This window comes from Pectobacterium brasiliense (assembly GCF_013449685.1).
Lineage (GTDB): Bacteria > Pseudomonadota > Gammaproteobacteria > Enterobacterales > Enterobacteriaceae > Pectobacterium > Pectobacterium brasiliense_A.
This window is the reverse complement of the sequence record NZ_JACDSF010000076.1, coordinates 1-18,589: the sequence shown is the minus strand read 5'-3', so window position 1 is coordinate 18,589 and position 18,589 is coordinate 1. Positions and strand designations below refer to the sequence as shown.

At 49.7% G+C, this 18,589-nt stretch carries 21 protein-coding genes and 3 pseudogenes; 20 read left to right on the top strand and 4 right to left on the bottom strand.

What is annotated here, in order from left to right; all coding sequences use genetic code 11:
* The first annotated feature begins 264 nt into the window (after positions 1-264).
* The 3 genes from H0248_RS21005 to phoH all read left to right on the top strand — a co-directional run bounded on the left by H0248_RS21005 (position 265) and on the right by phoH (position 3,027).
* Positions 265-987 carry an RNA polymerase sigma factor FliA gene (locus tag H0248_RS21005; RefSeq protein ID WP_180787361.1) on the top strand — a complete coding sequence of 241 codons (723 nt, stop codon included), beginning with the start codon at positions 265-267 and terminating at the stop codon, positions 985-987.
* Positions 988-1,191: 204 nt separating this feature from the next.
* Complete coding sequence (gene fliZ, locus H0248_RS21000) at positions 1,192-1,707, top strand: flagella biosynthesis regulatory protein FliZ (protein WP_180787360.1); 516 nt, start codon at positions 1,192-1,194, stop codon at positions 1,705-1,707.
* A 531-nt stretch (positions 1,708-2,238) separates the two neighbouring features.
* Entirely contained in the window at positions 2,239-3,027 is a 789-nt protein-coding gene (phoH, locus tag H0248_RS20995) for a phosphate starvation-inducible protein PhoH (protein ID WP_039471489.1), read from the top strand.
* A 71-nt stretch (positions 3,028-3,098) separates the two neighbouring features.
* Here phoH and H0248_RS20990 read toward each other — a convergent pair whose 3' ends face one another.
* The gene (locus H0248_RS20990) at positions 3,099-4,685 is read right to left on the bottom strand and encodes a methyl-accepting chemotaxis protein (protein WP_180787359.1); all 1,587 of its coding nucleotides are present in this window, start codon (positions 4,683-4,685) and stop codon (positions 3,099-3,101) included.
* 242 nt (positions 4,686-4,927) lie between these two features.
* Here H0248_RS20990 and H0248_RS20985 point away from each other — a divergent pair.
* From H0248_RS20985 to H0248_RS20970, 5 genes and pseudogenes are all read left to right on the top strand, one after another.
* Positions 4,928-5,035, top strand: a pseudogene (locus tag H0248_RS20985) (IS1 family transposase); the annotation flags it as partial.
* A 222-nt stretch (positions 5,036-5,257) separates the two neighbouring features.
* Positions 5,258-5,489: pseudogene (locus H0248_RS22555) on the top strand (transposase family protein); the annotation flags it as partial.
* Between the two features lie 54 nt (positions 5,490-5,543).
* Positions 5,544-5,663, top strand: a pseudogene (locus tag H0248_RS22550) (ISAs1 family transposase); the annotation flags it as partial.
* Positions 5,664-5,799: 136 nt separating this feature from the next.
* A complete protein-coding gene (locus tag H0248_RS20975; RefSeq protein WP_014914863.1) occupies positions 5,800-6,282 on the top strand; it encodes a cold-shock protein in 483 nt (160 codons plus the stop codon).
* Positions 6,283-6,462: 180 nt separating this feature from the next.
* On the top strand, positions 6,463-7,002 hold the full coding sequence (locus H0248_RS20970) for a DUF2058 domain-containing protein (protein WP_180787357.1): 540 nt from the start codon (positions 6,463-6,465) through the stop codon (positions 7,000-7,002).
* 112 nt (positions 7,003-7,114) lie between these two features.
* On the opposite strand, the gene H0248_RS20965 is transcribed toward H0248_RS20970, so the two are convergent.
* Positions 7,115-8,146 (bottom strand): methionine synthase, encoded by a 1,032-nt coding sequence (locus H0248_RS20965; RefSeq protein ID WP_180787356.1) that lies wholly within the window; start codon positions 8,144-8,146, stop codon positions 7,115-7,117.
* A gap of 30 nt (positions 8,147-8,176) precedes the next feature.
* The gene (locus tag H0248_RS20960) at positions 8,177-9,154 is read right to left on the bottom strand and encodes a DUF1852 domain-containing protein (RefSeq protein ID WP_180787355.1); all 978 of its coding nucleotides are present in this window, start codon (positions 9,152-9,154) and stop codon (positions 8,177-8,179) included.
* Positions 9,155-9,607: 453 nt separating this feature from the next.
* Between H0248_RS20960 and H0248_RS20955 the strand changes: the two genes are divergently transcribed.
* Positions 9,608-9,853 carry a YmjA family protein gene (locus H0248_RS20955; protein ID WP_180787354.1) on the top strand — a complete coding sequence of 82 codons (246 nt, stop codon included), beginning with the start codon at positions 9,608-9,610 and terminating at the stop codon, positions 9,851-9,853.
* Between the two features lie 124 nt (positions 9,854-9,977).
* Here the strand turns inward: H0248_RS20955 and H0248_RS20950 are convergent, their stop codons facing one another.
* On the bottom strand, positions 9,978-10,313 hold the full coding sequence (locus H0248_RS20950; protein WP_180787353.1) for a gamma-glutamylcyclotransferase family protein: 336 nt from the start codon (positions 10,311-10,313) through the stop codon (positions 9,978-9,980).
* A gap of 46 nt (positions 10,314-10,359) precedes the next feature.
* On the opposite strand from H0248_RS20950, the gene H0248_RS20945 reads away from it, so the two are divergent.
* The 11 genes from H0248_RS20945 (at position 10,360) to H0248_RS20895 (ending at position 18,393) form a co-directional block, all read left to right on the top strand.
* Positions 10,360-10,539, top strand: coding sequence for a hypothetical protein (locus H0248_RS20945; RefSeq protein WP_180787352.1), 180 nt, complete (start codon positions 10,360-10,362; stop codon positions 10,537-10,539).
* 28 nt (positions 10,540-10,567) lie between these two features.
* Positions 10,568-11,296 (top strand): MerR family transcriptional regulator, encoded by a 729-nt coding sequence (locus H0248_RS20940; protein ID WP_180787351.1) that lies wholly within the window; start codon positions 10,568-10,570, stop codon positions 11,294-11,296.
* 228 nt (positions 11,297-11,524) lie between these two features.
* On the top strand, positions 11,525-11,959 hold the full coding sequence (locus H0248_RS20935; RefSeq protein ID WP_180787350.1) for a nuclear transport factor 2 family protein: 435 nt from the start codon (positions 11,525-11,527) through the stop codon (positions 11,957-11,959).
* Positions 11,956-12,675 (top strand): SDR family NAD(P)-dependent oxidoreductase, encoded by a 720-nt coding sequence (locus H0248_RS20930; protein ID WP_180787349.1) that lies wholly within the window; start codon positions 11,956-11,958, stop codon positions 12,673-12,675. Before H0248_RS20935 ends, H0248_RS20930 begins: the two co-directional genes overlap by 4 nt.
* Positions 12,672-13,934, top strand: a complete 1,263-nt coding sequence (locus H0248_RS20925) for an NAD(P)/FAD-dependent oxidoreductase (protein WP_180787348.1) — start codon at positions 12,672-12,674, stop codon at positions 13,932-13,934. The genes H0248_RS20930 and H0248_RS20925 overlap by 4 nt, the downstream gene beginning before the upstream one ends.
* A gap of 1 nt (position 13,935) precedes the next feature.
* On the top strand, positions 13,936-14,673 hold the full coding sequence (locus H0248_RS20920; protein ID WP_180787347.1) for a DUF1365 domain-containing protein: 738 nt from the start codon (positions 13,936-13,938) through the stop codon (positions 14,671-14,673).
* Entirely contained in the window at positions 14,670-15,890 is a 1,221-nt protein-coding gene (locus H0248_RS20915; protein WP_180787346.1) for an SAM-dependent methyltransferase, read from the top strand. The genes H0248_RS20920 and H0248_RS20915 overlap by 4 nt, the downstream gene beginning before the upstream one ends.
* Positions 15,887-16,372, top strand: a complete 486-nt coding sequence (locus H0248_RS20910; protein WP_180787345.1) for a DUF2878 domain-containing protein — start codon at positions 15,887-15,889, stop codon at positions 16,370-16,372. Before H0248_RS20915 ends, H0248_RS20910 begins: the two co-directional genes overlap by 4 nt.
* Positions 16,369-16,896, top strand: a complete 528-nt coding sequence (locus H0248_RS20905) for a hypothetical protein (RefSeq protein ID WP_180787344.1) — start codon at positions 16,369-16,371, stop codon at positions 16,894-16,896. The genes H0248_RS20910 and H0248_RS20905 overlap by 4 nt, the downstream gene beginning before the upstream one ends.
* On the top strand, positions 16,893-17,420 hold the full coding sequence (locus tag H0248_RS20900) for a DUF3833 domain-containing protein (protein WP_180787343.1): 528 nt from the start codon (positions 16,893-16,895) through the stop codon (positions 17,418-17,420). The genes H0248_RS20905 and H0248_RS20900 overlap by 4 nt, the downstream gene beginning before the upstream one ends.
* Before the next feature lie 13 nt (positions 17,421-17,433).
* The gene (locus H0248_RS20895) at positions 17,434-18,393 is read left to right on the top strand and encodes a YbgA family protein (RefSeq protein WP_180787342.1); all 960 of its coding nucleotides are present in this window, start codon (positions 17,434-17,436) and stop codon (positions 18,391-18,393) included.
* Positions 18,394-18,589 lie beyond the last annotated feature (196 nt).

Here is an 18,589-nt window from a genome sequence, read left to right as displayed (position 1 = left end):
AGCAAAGTGGAATCCCGCCCTGATGAGGGAGTAGGCGTTGTTGCGCCAGAATCATTCCTTTCCTGAAGAGGTATGCGTCACAAATTTGCTGTCGAATTTCACCATTTATAGGTGCCATTTGTGTTTCTCTCTGCAGATTCTTTACTCAATTCTGTCATACATAGCATGAATAACCCTCCTTTTTTGACGCTATTCAGGCGATTGGCTACCCTACCTAAAAGCATAATAGTGTCGATAACATTATCATCGTAGGTATTTGTCACTGTGAGCGATTTGTATACCGCCGAAGGCACAATGGATAAAAATTCCCTTTGGAAGCGCTATGTACCACTAGTGCGCCATGAAGCCTTGCGTTTACAGGTTCGTCTCCCCGCGAGTGTTGAGCTTGACGATCTGCTACAGGCTGGCGGTATCGGCTTGCTAAGCGCCGTTGAGCGTTATGATTCGTTACAAGGTACGGCGTTTACCACCTATGCCGTCCAACGAATTCGCGGTTCGATGCTGGATGAATTACGCAGTCGTGATTGGGCTCCACGCAGTGTACGGCGTAATGCGCGGGAAGTGGCACAAGCCATGCAACAGGCTGAACAGCAGCTCGGTCGTACTCCAACGGAGCAGGAAGTTGCGCAGGCCTTGAATATGACGCTTGAGGATTATCGTCAGATATTGCTGGATACGAATAACAGCCAGCTTTTCTCTTACGATGAATGGCGTGAAGAACATGGTGACAGCGCAGAGGCGTTACTGGAAGGCAATGAAGATGCGAACCCGTTGCATCAACTGATGGAAGGCAATTTGCGCCATCGTGTAATGGATGCGATTGAAAGCCTGCCAGAGCGTGAGAAGTTGGTATTGACGCTTTACTATCAGGAAGAGTTGAACCTGAAAGAGATCGGTGCCGTTCTTGAAGTCGGAGAGTCGAGAGTCAGTCAGTTGCATAGCCAGGCGATAAAGCGCCTGCGCGTGAAATTAATGAACGATGTTTAATTGCGCTGCGTAGGAATACTGTTATCAAAATATATCCTCAGTCACTGAAGTAGCAGAACTATGACCCTATTTAAATATTGATGTGTGTCTTGCACCAGTATTTATATGATTCATATCACCTGTTTTTAGCATTCCAGGCTCTCTGGCGTAATGAACGATGCTATCGCTTCACATTGAAGTTATATATTGTCATGGAATGGATTCATGCACCCATCAATTCGGAAGAAACAGCTCCTAAGCCGTTATCTGAAAGACTTCAAACACAGACAAACTAATTGTTCCCAGTGTGATAAATCGCTCGATCGCGTTTCACTGGTATTTCGTCATCAGCTTATCAATAAAAAATCGATAGGTAGCATCGACCGGCTTATCGACGACGATATCTGGTCCAGCCTGCAACAGGAATTAATACCACTTTGCCGCTTTTGTAGCGAAATATTATGCAATACCACTGCTAGCTATTTCGATATTAAAGCTTTCACACAGTATCTGATTGAGCAGACTGAAGTCCGCCATAGCACAATGCGCGAGTATGTCATTCGCTTGCGGCGCCTGGATGAGCTGCTTGCCGCCAATAATTATCCCGCAGAAACTTTTTCCCAGCACCGCGATGGGGTACAGCAGCGCGTATGCGATTACCTTCCCGGTATTGAGCAAAATATTTACCGCAGCGCCTTACGAAAATACGATCAATATCTGGACTGGCAACGGCATTTCTGACGCATATCATGCGTCGTTCTCAGGCTGACATTGCCAAACCATGGGATACTGACTATACGTAAATGTTATGACAGTGTAAAAAACGCTTGCATTGCAGAGGCAAATTATTGCACTGTCATACTACTGAAATCATTCGGCACTAATTTTTAGGCAACGGTTAGCAGTAGTTCTACGATGCGATCAATCATTATTCAGTGGAATAGTCGTTGTCACAGTGAGGAACGCGAATGGTAATATCCTTTTCTGGACTTTGTAGTCGATGCCAGGATTCTACGCCGCTGACTCGCCGATGCGAGGGATTTTCCTCCCACTTATTTTCAACACTGCTCCATTCTCTTGTTACCCAAACTCTCCGTCTATTTTCTTTTTCTATCCATGAGCACTCGACCCGTTTTTCACTCTGTTCGTGGATGAATCATGCGTATTCTTTGTCCGCTATTGGCTTAATAAGGAAGCCTAACCTCGTGAGTGAGTTAAACGTCACGCACTGTAGAGCAGTGCGGTAAGTGAAACAAACTGTAAGGTGCCACTATGGGAAGACAAAAAGCAGTGATCAAAGCTCGTCGTGAAGCCAAACGCGTTATCCGTCGTGAGTCGCGTAGCCATCGTCAGCGTGAGGAAGAATCGGTCACTTCTCTGGTACAGATGGGCGGGATTGAAGCAATCGGAATGGCGCGTGAAAATCGTGATAATTCCGTTATTCAAGCTCGTACTGCTGCCCAGGAACATTACTTGTCTGCGATAGAAAATAAACAGTTGATTTTTGCCACAGGTGAAGCTGGCTGCGGTAAAACGTATCTGAGCGCGGCGAAAGCGGCGGAGGCACTAATCCATAAAGAGGTTGAGCGTATTATTGTTACGCGGCCAGTATTACAGGCCGACGAGGATCTTGGCTTTTTACCCGGAGATATTGCGGAAAAGTTTGCGCCTTATTTTCGTCCGGTTTACGACATACTTTTGCGTCGACTGGGGGCCTCTTTCATGCAGTACTGCTTGCGGCCGGAAATCGCCAAAGTCGAAATCGCGCCTTTTGCGTATATGCGCGGACGCACGTTTGAAAATGCGGTTGTGATTCTGGATGAGGCGCAAAACGTGACAGTGAACCAAATGAAAATGTTCCTGACGCGTTTAGGTGAAAATGTCACGGTTATCGTCAATGGCGATGTCACGCAGTGTGATTTGCCATCTGGGGTTAAATCCGGCCTGCGCGACGCGCTGGAGCGTTTCGTTGAAGATGACATGATTGGCGTGGTCTCTTTCGGTAAAGAAGACTGCGTGCGCTCGGCGCTGTGCCAGCGGACGCTCCATGCCTATGGCTGATAAATCGAAAGTTTAACAATAAAGCCCTGAATCTATACAGATCAGGGCTTTATTTGTCTATAACGTGAGCATTATCCAGGGTAGTTTTCTAACTGTAATGGCCGCGGTGAAATAGTACTGCGTTTCTCCATGCTATTGAGCTTAAAGGTATCAACAGCACTGCGTAATTTTGCTGCTTGTTCACTTAGCGAGTCAGCGGCTGAAGATGCCTGTTCAACCATTGCTGCGTTTTGCTGGGTGACACCCTCCATCTGGTTTACGGCAATATTGATTTGTGCAATACCGCGGCTTTGTTCCTCTGAAGCCAGTGACACCTCATTGATCAGGTCTGACACGTTCTTAATGACGTCTTTAACATCAATAATAGAGTCTCGGACTGCGCTGGCTTGAGAGGAGCCATTTTTAACCGCCAACTGCGCATTATCTATCAGGGTTTTGATTTCTTTTGCTGCGGAAGATGAGCGTTGTGAAAGTGTTCTAACCTCACTGGCGACGACGGCAAAGCCACGGCCGTGTTCACCCGCTCGTGCGGCTTCAACGGCTGCATTCAGTGCTAGGATATTGGTTTGAAAAGCGATGCCTTCTATCAGCGTGGTGATTTCGGCAACCTTGGAGGAGCCGCTGGCGATTTCCTCCATTGCTTGGATCATCCGGGAAACCGCAGCATCACCATGCTCAACCACATCATTGGCTTTTTTACCCAGTTGATTGGCTTGCATCATATTCTCAACATTACTTTCCACCGTTGATGACAGTTCATGCATACTGGCGGCAGTTTGAGCAAGCGAGGAAGCCTGCTCTTCTGTTCGTGAGGAGAGGTCAATATTCGCTGATGCGATCTCGCTTGAGGATATCGCCACATTCTCGCTTGAAGCGCGGACATGGCTCAACACATCAGAAAAACGCGCGATCAATGCGTTGAAGACCTGTGCTGTTTGGCCTATCTCATCATTACGTTGTGCATCAGCTTGTTGAGTTAAATCCAGCGTTTCGCTGATGGTTGTCAATTTTGTTCGTAGATTATTCAGGCTTTGCCGAACATAGTGCAGAATCATGGTAGAGAATGTGCCTGCCAAAACCAATGCACCAATAATGAGTCCAGTGAGCATCCATGCCGTTAAGTTAAAGTTATCACTGTTTGCTAGTTGAAGTTTCTTCGCCAAATCTAAATTATAGCGATATTGATCTTGAAATCCTTGGAATAGTGTTTTTTCTATATTGATAATGTTCCCCTGTTCCAGGGAAGAATTATCAATAGTTGCACCCTCTTGAATGAGTGGAGTAATGACACTGCGGTAACTATTGAAGGCTTCGATATTCTTTTTAGACAGATTCAGATCGTTGTCGTCTGAAATGTCATTTTTCATATAGTCGTTAATGCTTTTTTCTGTTTCATTTAATGCATTGACTATTTCTTGCCTTTTTTCTTTCTTCTTTTGGGGATCAGAAATGAGAATAAACTGCAATAGATACGTTCTGGCATTGCTAATAGCGTCATTGGCGGTGTTCAGCTTGCCTATACTAGGCAACGTATTGGTCATCACGTACTCAAAGCGATCTTTTGATGAACTCAGTGCGTTCAGCCCAAATCCCCCGACACAGATCAACGCCAGAGCGAAGATGCTCATCGCCAGAACCAGTTTTTTTACAATTGTCATGTTAGAGTTCTCCGTCGGTAGGTATGTATTTTTTATATGACATTGGAACGTTGTCTTTTCGCCATTATCAGGCACATAACATTAAGATTACATTAATCATAACCTGAACCTCAGAAGTTGCTTGTTTTATCTGGTTATAATTATCGATCACCATCTAAACATAAAATCATATGTGATGCTGTTTTGATGTTTTTTTATTATAACGGATGCTTGTTGTTAAAATATTTGGTGATGCGCCAAAATTGAGGACGCGCATTAAATGTCTGGCTCGGAAAACACTCTGTTTCTCACGCTCGATTGAATTGCATGAAAAAGTCATCGGGGCGTTCATTGAAAAACAGATGTTCTACTCATTGGATTCACCACCGCAAAAAAACATGAACCATATTATCGGATTCAAAGAAATAGTTGCGATTAATCACAAGTAAAGTAATTATTCATGATATATACCCTAAATAATTCGAGTTGCAGGAAGGCGGCAGGGCGGGATCCCACTTTACTTATTGAAATAGAGAACTTATTTCGATTTTATTGATCTGAGCTTTATCTCCACTAACACTCAGTGAAAGACAATGACTATCTTTAATTATATCAATGAAATACCCGACCCACGCTGTGAAACGAATAAAAAGTATGAATTGATGGACGTCATTTTCCTCACCTTTACCGCCGTGCTAAGCGGCGCATCAGGATGGAAAGCCATACAGCAATTCGGTGAGTGCCAACTCCCGTGGCTGAGACAGTATTCTCCTTTTGCTAATGGCATTCCAAAACGTCACGGTATCGCTAATATTATCAAGGCATTAGACCGCCAGTCCCTGATGTCGGCACTGTNNACGTCGCAGCAGTAATGGCAGAAAACAGATAGCGATTGACGGTAAAACACTTCGCGGAACGGGCAACGGCTTTTTAGCGCAAGCCCTGCATGTCGTCAGCGCTTATGACATTGGCAATGGTATTGCGTTGTATCAACAAAGTGGAATCCCGCTCTGGCTCCCTCTCAGACCAGAAATTTATCATCAAAAACTTAACCCAAAGACGTAGTCTGCGCAGGCATTGTGCTTTACACTGCGCGCTGTAAAAACTGAGCAGATAAACGATTAAGTAGGCGACAATGGCGATGAACGGAACGATCACAACCTGGTTTAAAGATAAAGGTTTTGGATTTATCAAAGATGAAAACGGCGATAACCGTTATTTTCATGTGATTAAGGTCGCCAACCCTGATCTGATTAAGAAAGATGCGGAGGTCACTTTCGAACCCACCACGAATAACAAAGGGTTGTCAGCTTATGCTGTGAAAGTGGTGCCGGAAAGCAAATACATCTATATCGCGGGTGAGCGCCTTAAGCTCACGTCGATCAAGTCTTATCTGGTTTACAGCGAAGAAGTACCCGCCGATACCGGAATTGATAAAGAAAACGTGGTGCTGTCTGTGGGGATACTGATGAATAGTATCAGGCCGAAATCAACCGCTCAGCCGGGTGAAATGCGCTCGCTGAAAAAACTGGCGATCACCACCTTCCAGGGAACGACGTTAATCTTCTCGGAAGATGAGATAGACATCGATGCCACAGCGAAACTGCTCAAGGTCTGACATCATTCAGGCTTATCCTGTGCCGAAATTTCTGCGCCACTTATCAGCAGAATTTCGGCATTGTTTCTGCTAGCCCCCCTCCAAACGCACTCCACACCGCGATCTCGTCCTGCAATCTGGCACTGCTTCAAAAATTATAGGTATAATCCTGTAAATTATTCAACGGGTTTAGGAACGAAGATGACAAAGCTCACCTTACAAGAGCAGATGCTAAAAGCGGGATTAGTGACCAGCAAAAAAATGGCCAAAGTCCAAAGAACGGCGAAGAAATCACGCGTTCAGGCTCGTGAAGCAAGAGAGGCTGTGGAAGAAAATAAAAAAGCACAGCTTGAGCGTGATAAACAGCTAAGCGAACAACAAAAACAAGTTGCTTTATCTAAAGAGTATAAAGCTCAGGTGAAGCAGCTTATTGAAATGAACAGAATCAATATCTCAAAAGGCGATATTGGTTTTAACTTCACAGATAATAATTTAATTAAAAAAATAACTGTGGATAAGCTGACTCAGGCTCAGCTTATTAGCGGTCGCCTCGCCATTGCTCGTTTGGTGGTTGATGGCAGCGCCGAGAGTGAATACGCGATTATCCCTGCGATTGTAGCTGATAAAATTGCGCAGCGAGATGCGAGCAGTATTGTGTTAAATAGTGCGCTGAGTCAGGAAGAGCAAGACGAAGACGATCCGTACGCTGATTTTAAAGTGCCTGATGATTTAATGTGGTAATTAACGTTTTGCCGATGCGTATATAGATGAAAAGCCCTTACGGGCTTTTCATTAAGGCTTATGTATCGCTCAACTCGGACTGAACCCGCTTCAAGCGATCTGCCTCGCGACGTTATTTAGCCAAGAGTTCTTTTCGGACGATTGCCGCGCCGGCACTTAACGCATTGAGTTTGCCTCTTGCGACGCGACGAGATAAAGGGGTCATGCCACAGTTGGTAGACGGATAGAGCTTATCAGCATCCACAAACTGAAGGGCTTTTCGTAACGTATCGGCGACTTCCTCTGGCGTCTCAATGGTATTGGTTGCCACGTCAATGGCACCTACCATCACTTTTTTACCGCGAATGAGTTCAATCAGATCCATTGGAACCCGAGAGTTCTGACATTCCAGTGAAATGATATCGATAGCCGATTTTTGCAGTTTTGGAAAAATTTCTTCATATTGCCGCCACTCGGATCCCAGCGTCTTTTTCCAATCGGTATTGGCTTTGATGCCATAGCCATAGCAAATATGTACCGCAGTTTCACATTTAAGCCCTTCAACGGCTCGTTCTAAAGCGGCAATGCCCCAATCATTCACCTCATCAAAAAACACATTAAAGGCGGGCTCATCAAACTGGATAATGTCGACACCCGCAGCCTCTAACTCTTTGGCTTCTTGATTAAGAATTTTGGCGAATTCCCAGGCGAGTTTTTCGCGACTTTTATAGTGGCCATCATAGAGCGTATCGATCATCGTCATTGGGCCAGGCAGTGCCCATTTAATGGGTTGCGTGGTTTGCTGACGTAAAAATTTGGCATCTTCAACAAAAACGGGCTTCTGGCGAACCACTGCGCCAATGACTGTCGGTACACTCGCGTCATAGCGATTACGAATTTTAACGATCTCACGTTTCTCGAAATCAACACCGCTGAGGTGCTCAATAAACGTCGTGACAAAATGTTGGCGCGTTTGCTCGCCATCACTGACAATATCAATCCCTGCCTGTTGTTGATCCGCCAGACTCAAACGCAGCGCATCTTGTTTGCCCTCAATCAGTTCCTCGCCTTGCAATTTCCAAGGGGACCAAAGTGTCTCAGGCTGTGCCAGCCAAGAAGGTTTCGGTAAGCTGCCAGCCGTGGAGGTGGGTAACAATATTTTCATAATAATCAGTGACCTTGTGTGTTTGGTTAATCAAAGAACGTAATTAGCAGACCATTGCTCAAGAATAGCTTGGTATGGTTTGATGAAGTTTTTCTCAGTAAACTTTCCCTGCTCGATAGCCAACAGGCTACGTTCTTCTCTATCGTAAACAATTTGAGTGAATGAATGATCCTGATGATTCAGGCTGGGCTGATAGCATTGGCCTGCCGGAGAATTGGCATTGTAAATCTCAGGCCGGTAAATCTTTTGAAAAGTCTCCATCGTGGCGATGGTGCTGATCAGCTCAAGATTCGTGTAATCACTCAGTAAGTCACCAGAAAAATAGAAAGCTAAAGGCGCGACGCTATTTGGCGGCATAAAATAGCGAGCCTGCAATCCCATTTTATGGAAGTATTGATCGGTCAATGAATATTCATCTTGCTGGTATTCGACGCCTAACACAGGGTGCTGATTGCCAGTCCGACGGTAGGTGTTTTTACTTGAAACGCTCAGGCAGATAACTGGCGATTTACTAAAACTCTCTTTGTAACAATCTGAATTTACGAAGCATTTAAATAGATTGCCATGCAGGACGCCAAAGCTATCAGGGGTGCTAAATCCGAGGTGATTCTTATTATGATCTGACAGCAAGACGCTAAAATCATAATCTCGCACGTAGGAGGAGAAGTTATTTCCTACAATGCCTTCAATGCGCTCGTTAGTTTTTTTATCAACAATATTGGTTTTCAGTATTTCAATGACGGGGAAGCTGTCGCCATTGCCTTCTATATCAACCTCAACGGAAATGATATCAAGTTCGACAGAATAACGATCGCCTTTGGGGTTATCCCAATGCGCCAGAGAATTAAAACGATTGTCAATCATCGTTAAGGCGTTGCGCAAGTTCTCTTGGCGGTTTTTTCCTCTCGCCAGGTTCGCAAAGTTGGTCGTGATACGCGTGTTTTCGGAGGGGTTATAATTTTCATCGAAACACGTGTTCTTAATCGTAAAGGTAAAATTCTTATTCATCGCGATCTTGCATCCTAATTCTTGCTATAAAACCTGAATTTATTACTTGTTTTTCCAAGATTTTCAGGTCTTACCATTTTGCAGGTTTCATATTGTCTATAGTACTGCACAATTTATGCCAGACTCATCGAGTGAGTAAAAGTGATTTAATTTCAATAGACATGAGCCATCTTCATGACGTGGTGTACGGTGCGAATCGGCGCTGTTGCATAAATCCCTGTAAAACTATATTTAATTTTATAATTCAATGAGTTATTTTTTAGTGGCTGCATAACCTAATGGTAAGGCTAAAACGGAAAAGCTCGTACTGCCTTTCGCTCCTAAGAGGCTAAACTCTCCTCGTTTAGTTCCTTGTCCCTACACGGATGACAGAAAAACGACATAAGAATGGTATTATTCAGGCCAGATGATCAAGCATCAACGGACATAGACCTTAACCCTTGGGGACGACTGATGAACAATGAAATATCGCTTAAATTTTATGACATCACGGATGAGTATGCGACGGAATCTGAAAAGCCGGTGAGCGAGGCGGAACGTGATGCTCTGGCGCACTATTTCCAACTGCTGATCACCCGCTTAATGAATAATGAAGAGATCAGTGAAGAGGCGCAGAAAGAGATGGCCAGTGAAGCTGGGATCGATGAGTTTCGTATTGATGAGATCGCGACGTTCCTGAATCAATGGGGCAATGAATAACGCTTGTTAAGGGCGTTTGGAAACAAGCCACATTGAGGTTGTGATGTTCGCGTCCCGCTTAGGTAACCGTAAGCGGGATTTTTCAATTTGGCTGTGGCAGGGTGGGCGTATTGGATTTATAACGCTACTGGCCTGTCTGTGGCTGTAACTGATAAACCCATGCCGTAACCTGCTGGCCTTCGGCAGTGGTAACCACAGCCTCAACCCGATCGTAGCCCTCTTCAAACTCATCCAGCATTGGCCAGTGCGCCTCGAGATTATCAGATAAAAATAGATAACCGCTGACGCGCGGCCCGTGATCGTTCAATACGAGCCCTGGGAATCCCTCAGCAGCGCCCCAGCCACTCTCATAAAATGTGCCAGCCACATCACCCGGCAGCCAGTCTCCACCGATGTTTTCCAGAATATAGGCATTTTCGTGGCCTGGGCGCAGCGTCCCGTAGACAAACAAGCGTTCCATTTTCCCTCGTCAATCAAAGTAATGAATACCCAGCGGGTGAAGAATAATGCTCACGTTAGGGCTTAACAAAGCGCTTCGCAACAGGATCTGCGCCGCTGATGAGCGGGTGCGGGGCGAATTGTGTTTTCCGTATCTGGAGCCGGAGGCTATCAGCAATCCATTCGATCTGGTGTTTGTCGCGGTGACAACACCGTCATTCAACCTGACGCTATTCGTAGTATATTGAGAGCATTGTTTACTATCAGGCTGAGTACATGTCTTACTCCATCGGTGAATTTTCCCAGCTTTGTGGGATAAATGCGACGACGCTCCGCGCCTGGCAGCGTCGTTACGGCCTGCTCAAACCGATGCGCACAGACGGTGGCCATCGGTTGTACAGCGATGACGATGTCCAGCAGGCGTTAAAAATTCTCGACTGGGTGAAAAAAGGGGTCCCGGTCAGCCAGGTGAAACCGCTACTGGCTCGCCCAGGTACGCGTCGAACAAATAATTGGCTTGCCCTGCAGGAAAGCATGTTGCAGCGGTTGAAAGAGGGAAAAATCGAATCCCTACGCCAGCTGGTTTACGACGCAGGCCGCGAGTATCCGCGTACCGAACTGGTCCGTGAAGTATTGCGCCCGCTGCGCAGCAAAGTCTCCGCCAATATTCCTGCGATGATGACCCTGCGCGAAATCCTCGACGGCATCATCATCTCCTACACGTCGTTTTGCCTTGAAGGGGATAAAAGAGCGCCAGGTGATAACTATCTAATTACCGGCTGGCATCTGAGCGATCCGTGCGAAATTTGGCTCGAAGCGCTCATGCGCACCGGTCAGGGACTTCGCATTGACGTCCTTCCCGTACCGCCAGTCACTTTGGCACCGGAGATTTTCCCGGAGCGAAAATGGCTGCTGGTCACCACCGGTAAACTCACCGCGGCTCGCAAAAAACAGATTGACCTTTGGCAACAGCACGTCGCTTCCTTAGACGTCATTCCTCTGTAATTCCGCTTTTTCATCTCCCAATCCTTCACTTCGCTGCCACCTGCAAAGGGGGCGGACGGGTGGCGATTTCTAAGAATAGAAAACTTCATCTGTAAATCAGATATAAATAATCTATTGAAATTACTATTAAATAAAAAATACTCTCGGTAAAACTTGGACAAATAAAAATAATTGTGTAGATTTTAATTATGCGATTACGCCATGTTGTTCCAAGCCCAGGTGAGACTCATGAACACATTGTCATCCGTCATCAACCGATTTGTGGATTACTACACCGAGCTGGATACCCAGCAGCCATCGGCGCTGGCCGCGATTTATCATCCGGATGCTTCGCTTATCGACCCGTTTGGTGAACATGAGGGGCTGGCTGCGATCCAGCGTTACTTCACCCATCTGCTGGCTAACATTGAGCAGTGCCGCTTTTCCATTGACTCCCCCCTCAGCAGCGGCCATTGTTTTGCCGTAACCTGGACTATGCACTGGGCCCACCCGCGAGTTGCCGGGGGAGAGGCGCTTACCCTACAGGGATGCTCAATCGTGGATATTCAGGACGATCTGATTATTCGCCAGCGCGATTATTACGACGCTGGAGAGATGATCTACGAACACCTGCCGTTACTGGGCTGGGCAGTGCGCGGTGTCAAAAGGAGGGTGCGTTCATGAAAACAGTCCTCATCACGGGTGCAAGCTCTGGCATAGGCGAGGGGCTCACAAAATCCTGGGCCGATGACGGTTACCGCGTCATCGCTTGCGGGCGAGATCCAGAGCGTCTGGAGGCGCTACACCAATACAGCCCAAACATTACGGTTAGGTCGTTCGATATGACCGATCCTGAGGCCTGCCGTCAGGCGCTGTCCAACTGCGCTGCCGATTTGGTCATTCTCTGTGCGGGAACCTGTGAATATCTGGACCATGGCATTGTGGATGCCGCGCTGGTGGAACGGGTGATGACCACCAATGTTCTGGGGCCGGTAAACTGTCTGGCTGCGCTACAGGGGCAGTTGGTTTCGGGAAACCGCGTGGTGCTGGTAAGCTCCATGGCGCACTGGCTTCACTTCCCACGGGCAGAGGCTTATGGTGCATCGAAAGCGGCGCTGACCTGGTTTGCCAATAGCCTGCGTCTGGATTGGGAGCCAAAAGGGATTGCCGTCACGGTCGTCTCGCCGGGCTTTGTTGACACGCCACTGACCCGCCAAAATGATTTTGCCATGCCTGGTCAGGTAAGCGTGGACAGCGCCGTGGAGGCTATCCGTCGTGGTCTGGCTAAAGGGAAAGATCACATCGCGTTCCCGACAGGCTTCAGCCTGATTTTGCGCCTGCTGGCAGGGCTGCCGAATTTTCTTCAACGCGCGTTGCTGCGCAGGATGGTGCGTTCATGAACATTGCTATTATCGGCAGCGGTATTGCCGGGTTGACTTGTGCCTGGCGACTGGCCGGACACCATCAGGTTACACTTTTCGAGGCCGAACCCACGTTAGGTGGGCATACCGCTACGGTTGATGTCACCACTCCACAGGGGACATATGCCATCGATACCGGGTTTATCGTCTATAACGACCGCACCTATCCGCGTTTTATGGGCCTGCTCAGCGAGTTGGGCATCCGTGGGCAAAAAACGCAAATGAGCTTCTCCGTGCATAACCCAGAGAACGGCCTGGAGTATAACGGTCATACTGTCGCTTCGCTGTTTGCCCAGCGCCGGAATCTTGTCAATCCAGAATTCTGGGGGCTGCTTAAATCGATCGTACGTTTTAATCGGTTAGCAAAAGAAGCGTTGGCGGGGGAGGTGGACGAGAGCGCTACGCTACAGACTTTCCTCGATCAGCACCATTTCAGCGGTTTTTTCGCCCGTCATTACATTTTGCCGATGGGGGCCGCTATCTGGTCGTCGTCCCTTCAGGAGATGCGCCGCTTCCCGCTGCCGCTATTTTTGCGTTTCTTTGAGCACCACGGTCTGCTGGATATCGCTCATCGTCCGCAGTGGTACGTGGTGCCCGGCGGTTCGCGGGAGTACATTCGCGCTATGCTGGCACAGCTAGGCGATCGCCTGACCCTCCATCTTAACTCGCCGGTGCAGAAGGTGATGCGCCACGACGGAGGCGTTCAGATCCACCTTGAGGGATCGAGCTACACGTTCGATCAGGTGATTTTCGCCTGCCACTCCGCGCAGGCATTGGCGATGCTTGACGAGCCGACGTCTGCCGAGCGTGAGGTGCTGGGGGATATCGGCTGGCAGCGTAACGAGGTGGTGTTACACAGCGACCCACGCTGGCTGCCGGTGCGCCAGCGCGCCTGGGCCAGCTGGAACTATCGCCTGAGCGAACATGAACAGGATAGCGCCTGTGTCACCTATAACATGAATATCTTACAAGGATTGCCAGAGGGCAGCCCCCTGTTCTGCGTTACCCTGAACCCGGAAACACCGATTGACGAGCGCTATGTCTGGAAGCGCTTTGTCTATGAGCACCCGCTGTTTAACCCCAAAAGCTGGCGCGCACAGGCGCGGCGCGGTGAGATTAACGGTTGTCAGCGGAGCTGGTATTGCGGGGCTTACTGGTACAACGGTTTTCATGAAGATGGCGTACGTAGCGCACTCGATGTGGTGAAGGGGATCGCCGCCGCAGGAGAGGGGAACTGAAATGAACAGTTGTCTGTATCAGGGGATCTTACGCCATCGGCGGCTCCAGCCGAAAGTGCACCATTTTCGCTACAGTATGTTTATGGCCTGGCTCGATCTGGATGAGCTCGACGTGCTGCCGTCGGCAGGCATCCGCCGTAACCGATTTGCCGCTGCCGCTTTCCACGATGCGGACTACCCGCTCGGCACACCGCTCAAAGAGAACGCCCTTGATCGGCTTGAAAGCCTGACCGGCGAGCGACCTGATGGCCGGGTTATGCTTCTGACCCAGTTGCGCTATTTCGGGTTCCACTTTAATCCGGTCAATTTTTACTACTGCTATGACCATAGGGGCATCCTGCGCTGGATACTGGCGGAGGTGCGCAATACCCCGTGGAACGAGCGACATTACTATGCGGTCGATGGTCATGCGGTCGATGGTCAGGAGGCCCGCCCGCTGGAAAAGGCGTTCCACGTCTCCCCCTTTAACCCGATGGACATGGTTTACCACTGGCGTTTCAACAGCCCCGGTAAAACGCTGCATATGCATATCGAAAATCATCAGGAATCCAAAGTATTCGATGCCACGCTGGTGCTGCGCCGCGAACCACTGACGCGCGCAAACCTGACGTCACTTCTGCTGCGTATACCGTTGATGACGCTGAAAACTGTGTTCGCTATTTATTGGCAGGCGCTGCGGCTATGGCTTAAGCGTGTGCCGCTGTACAACCATCCCGTCAGCAGGAGTGAACGCTCATGACCGATCCCGTTTTTGCGCTTGAACCCGACATCCCGCGCAACGCTCGTATCGCGCGCTGGCTGCTCTTTCGTTTACTAAGTGGTATCCGCGAGGGTGCGATCACGGTACGTGATGGGGCGCAGACTTTCCATTTTGGCGATGCTGCCGCCACACTGCGCGCCGACGTGCAGATCCTTGCCCCAAGCGTGTACTGGCGTTTGCTGACTGGCGGTAGCCTCGGCGCTGCTGAAGCCTGGATAGACGGCGAGTGGGAGACGAACCAGCTCACCCCGCTGTTGCAGGTTCTTGCGCTCAACAGCAAGGTGCTAGAGCAGATGGAAAACGGCTTTCGTCTGCTGGGCAGGCCCGTTGAGCGGCTTCGCCACTGGACACGGCGCAACCATCGGCAGCAGGCGCGACAAAACATCGCGGCCCATTACGACCTGGGCAATGAGTTCTACGCCCATTTTCTCGATGAGGAAATGCTCTACTCCAGTGCGCTGTTCACCGCCGACGAGCAGGATCTTACCCTGGCCCAGCGGGCAAAGATGGCCCGCCTGTGTGAACAACTGACGCTGACGGCCAGCGATCACTTGCTGGAAATCGGCACCGGTTGGGGGGCGATGGCGGAGTTCGCCGCTCGTCATTACGGCTGCCGCGTTACCACTACCACGCTGTCGCAAGAGCAGTACGACTGGGCGAAAGCGCGGATTGCCCGCGCGGGGTTGCAGGATCGGGTGCAGGTCCTGCTGTGTGACTACCGCGATCTGACCGGCGAGTTCGATAAGCTGGTGTCGGTCGAGATGATAGAAGCGGTAGGGCAACGCTACCTGCCAGACTTCTTCCGCACCTGTCAGGCACGTTTGCGCCCGGGAGGAAAAATGGTGATTCAGGCCATCACCATTCAGGATCAGCGCTACCGCGACTACAGCAAAAGCGTCGATTTTATTCAGCGCTACATCTTCCCCGGCGGTTTTTTACCAAGCATTACGGTGATGAGTGAGCTGATGACGCGACACACCGATTTTGTCGTCCGCAATCTGTTCGACATGGGGCCTGACTACGCTCGCACGCTGGCACAGTGGCGGCAGCGGTTTGTACACGCCTGGCAGGATATTGAAAAGCTCGGTTTTGATGACCGGTTTCGTCGCATGTGGCTCTACTACTTTGGCTACTGCGAAGCCGGATTTAATGCACGTACTATCAGTGCGGTGCAACTGACTGCGGAGCGCGTATGAAGCGCTATGTGCAGGTCTTTCTGATGGCAATAGCGTTCGATCTCTACTGGACGCTGGTGGTGTTGTTTCGTGAGCGTGGCCTGTTTTTGTGGCTTGCTCTCGCGATACTGGCCTGCCTGATGCTGTCGCCTGCACACCGTCTTTACGCCCTCCTGCTCGCCGTAGCGGGGAGCGGTCTTGATGCGTTCTGGGTGTGGACGGGGCTGATCGACTTTGACGGCGACGTGCTACTGCCGCTGTGGATGGTGGCGCTGTGGTTGATGTTCGCTACCGTCTGGACTGAGCTGACTCGCACGACCACGCTGCCGGTGTGGCTACTGACGCTGATGGCGACTTTTGGCGGGCCAGTGGCGTACATCATCGGTGAACGTCTGGGCGCGATGACCTTCCTGAAGCCTGACATTATCGTCGCCAGTTGGATGGCGTCGGGCTGGCTGATTCTGATGCTGTTTTTCCACATGTTGATGGGGAAGCGACAATGAGAACCGCGTTATTGATGTTGCTGTGGCTGACGGCCATCATGCCCGTCGCCCATTCCGCCGACTGGTTAAGCTGGCGCAAAGTGGGGGATGCAACCCTAACTTGGGGGCCGTTCACCGTCTATACCTCCCAGTTGCTCACGCCGGACGGCGGGTATAACGGTCCGGAACAGGATCAGGTGTTGATTATTACTTATAAACGCAATATCGACCGCGATGAACTGGTTGAGGCCACTCGCGATCAGTGGCAGGCGCAGGGCGTTCTGGCGCGTGAACCGCAGAGTCAATCCTGGCTGCGCATGCTGCATTCCCTCTGGCCCGACGTCACACCGGGGGCGCAACTGGCCTTTGTGTTTAACGGTAAGCAAGGGCAATTCTGGTACCGCGCCTCGGCATCACAAAAAAGTTTTGTCCCGCTCGGTCCGAGCCAGTCTGCAACCTTCAGTACATGTTTTCTGGCCATCTGGCTCGATCCTCGCACGCAATATCCCGAACTGCGTCAGCAATTGATCGGAGGTAAAAAATGAAACGTATTCTGACACTGTGCCTGATGCTGGTAATGCTGACAGGCTGCAGCACAGAGGTTACTGACTACCGACACCAACAGCCGTCGCTAGATATCTTCCAGTATTTTCAGGGGAAAACCGAAGCGTGGGGCATGGTGCAGGATCGCAGCGGTAAACAACTACGTCGCTTCCACGTCGACATCACCGGTAACGTCATCGGCGACACACTGACGCTTAACGAACATTTCGTCTATGACGATGGTGAGCAACAGCAGCGTGTGTGGCATATCCGGCGCATCGCTGCCGATCGCTACGAGGGCACTGCGGGCGATATTGAAGGTGTGGCGACAGGTCAGGCTGCGGGCAATGCCTTTAACTGGCGTTACAGTATGAACGTTAAAGCTAACGGCCGTACCTGGCTGTTACACTTTGACGACTGGATGTACCTACAGGATGGCACGCATCTTTTTAATAAAACAGAGATGAAGAAATTTGGGATCACCGTCGGAACGGTCACGCTTTTCTTCACCCGAAATACGCAGTAAAGAGGGGAGAGCCATGACTATTCAACCCGTCATTGGGATCAGCGGATGTTTAACCGGCTCGGCCGTACGGTTTGACGGCGGGCATAAACGCATGAACTTTGTCATGGATGAACTGGCGCAGTGGGTGACCTTCAAACCCGTCTGCCCGGAGATGTCCATCGGCCTGCCCGTGCCCCGTCCGGCTCTGCGTCTGGTACAGACGGCCGAAGGCGACATTCGCATGCGCTTCAGTCATGCCCCACACGACGATGTAACGGAGAAAATGGCCGACTTCGCCGAGACTTACCTCTCACATTTGGGGCAACTGTCGGGCTTTATCGTTTGTGCCAAATCGCCGAGCTGCGGTATGGAACGCGTGCGGCTGTATGACGAAAAAGGCAATCGCGGGCGTAAAGAGGGAGTGGGTCTTTTTACCGCGTCATTACTGGAGAAATACCCGTGGTTACCGGTTGAAGAAGATGGTCGCCTGCACGATCCGGTGCTGCGTGAGAACTTTGTCGAGCGTGTTTTCGCCCTGCATGAGCTGAACACTCTGCGTGCCAACGGCCTCACGCGGCGTGCGCTGCTGGACTTCCACAGCCGCTATAAACTTCAACTGCTGGCACACCACCAGGCGGGCTACCGTGAGATCGGGCCGTTTGTCGCGTCGCTGCATGAATGGGAAAACCTGGATGATTTCTTTGTGGCCTATCGCGAAAAACTGATGACAATCCTGAAGAAACCCGCTTCGCGGAAAAATCACACCAACGTGCTAATGCATATTCAGGGTTATTTCCGTAATCAGTTGACTCTCCGCCAGCGTGGTGAACTGCGTGAGGTGATCCTGCACTATCGCGATGGACTGTTGCCCATCCTCGCCCCACTTACGCTGCTGAAGCACTATCTGGCCGAATACCCTGACCGCTATCTGCTAACTCAAAATTACTTTGACCCTTATTCGCAGAGTTTGGGTCTTCGCCTCCCGGTTCACTGAGGGAGAAAGAGGGAAAGGGCATGATAAATGGGGCAAAGGTTACTTAAAGAGCTTGATAAGCCGGCAATCATTAACCCAGAAACAGGCATGCTTCTCTGGTCGGGTAAACATCGCCGTTTCATTGTCAGATAGGTGCTGACATCCTATCGCATAAAAGGTTAAGTGATTTCACAAAGACCCTGTAAATCATTCTGTG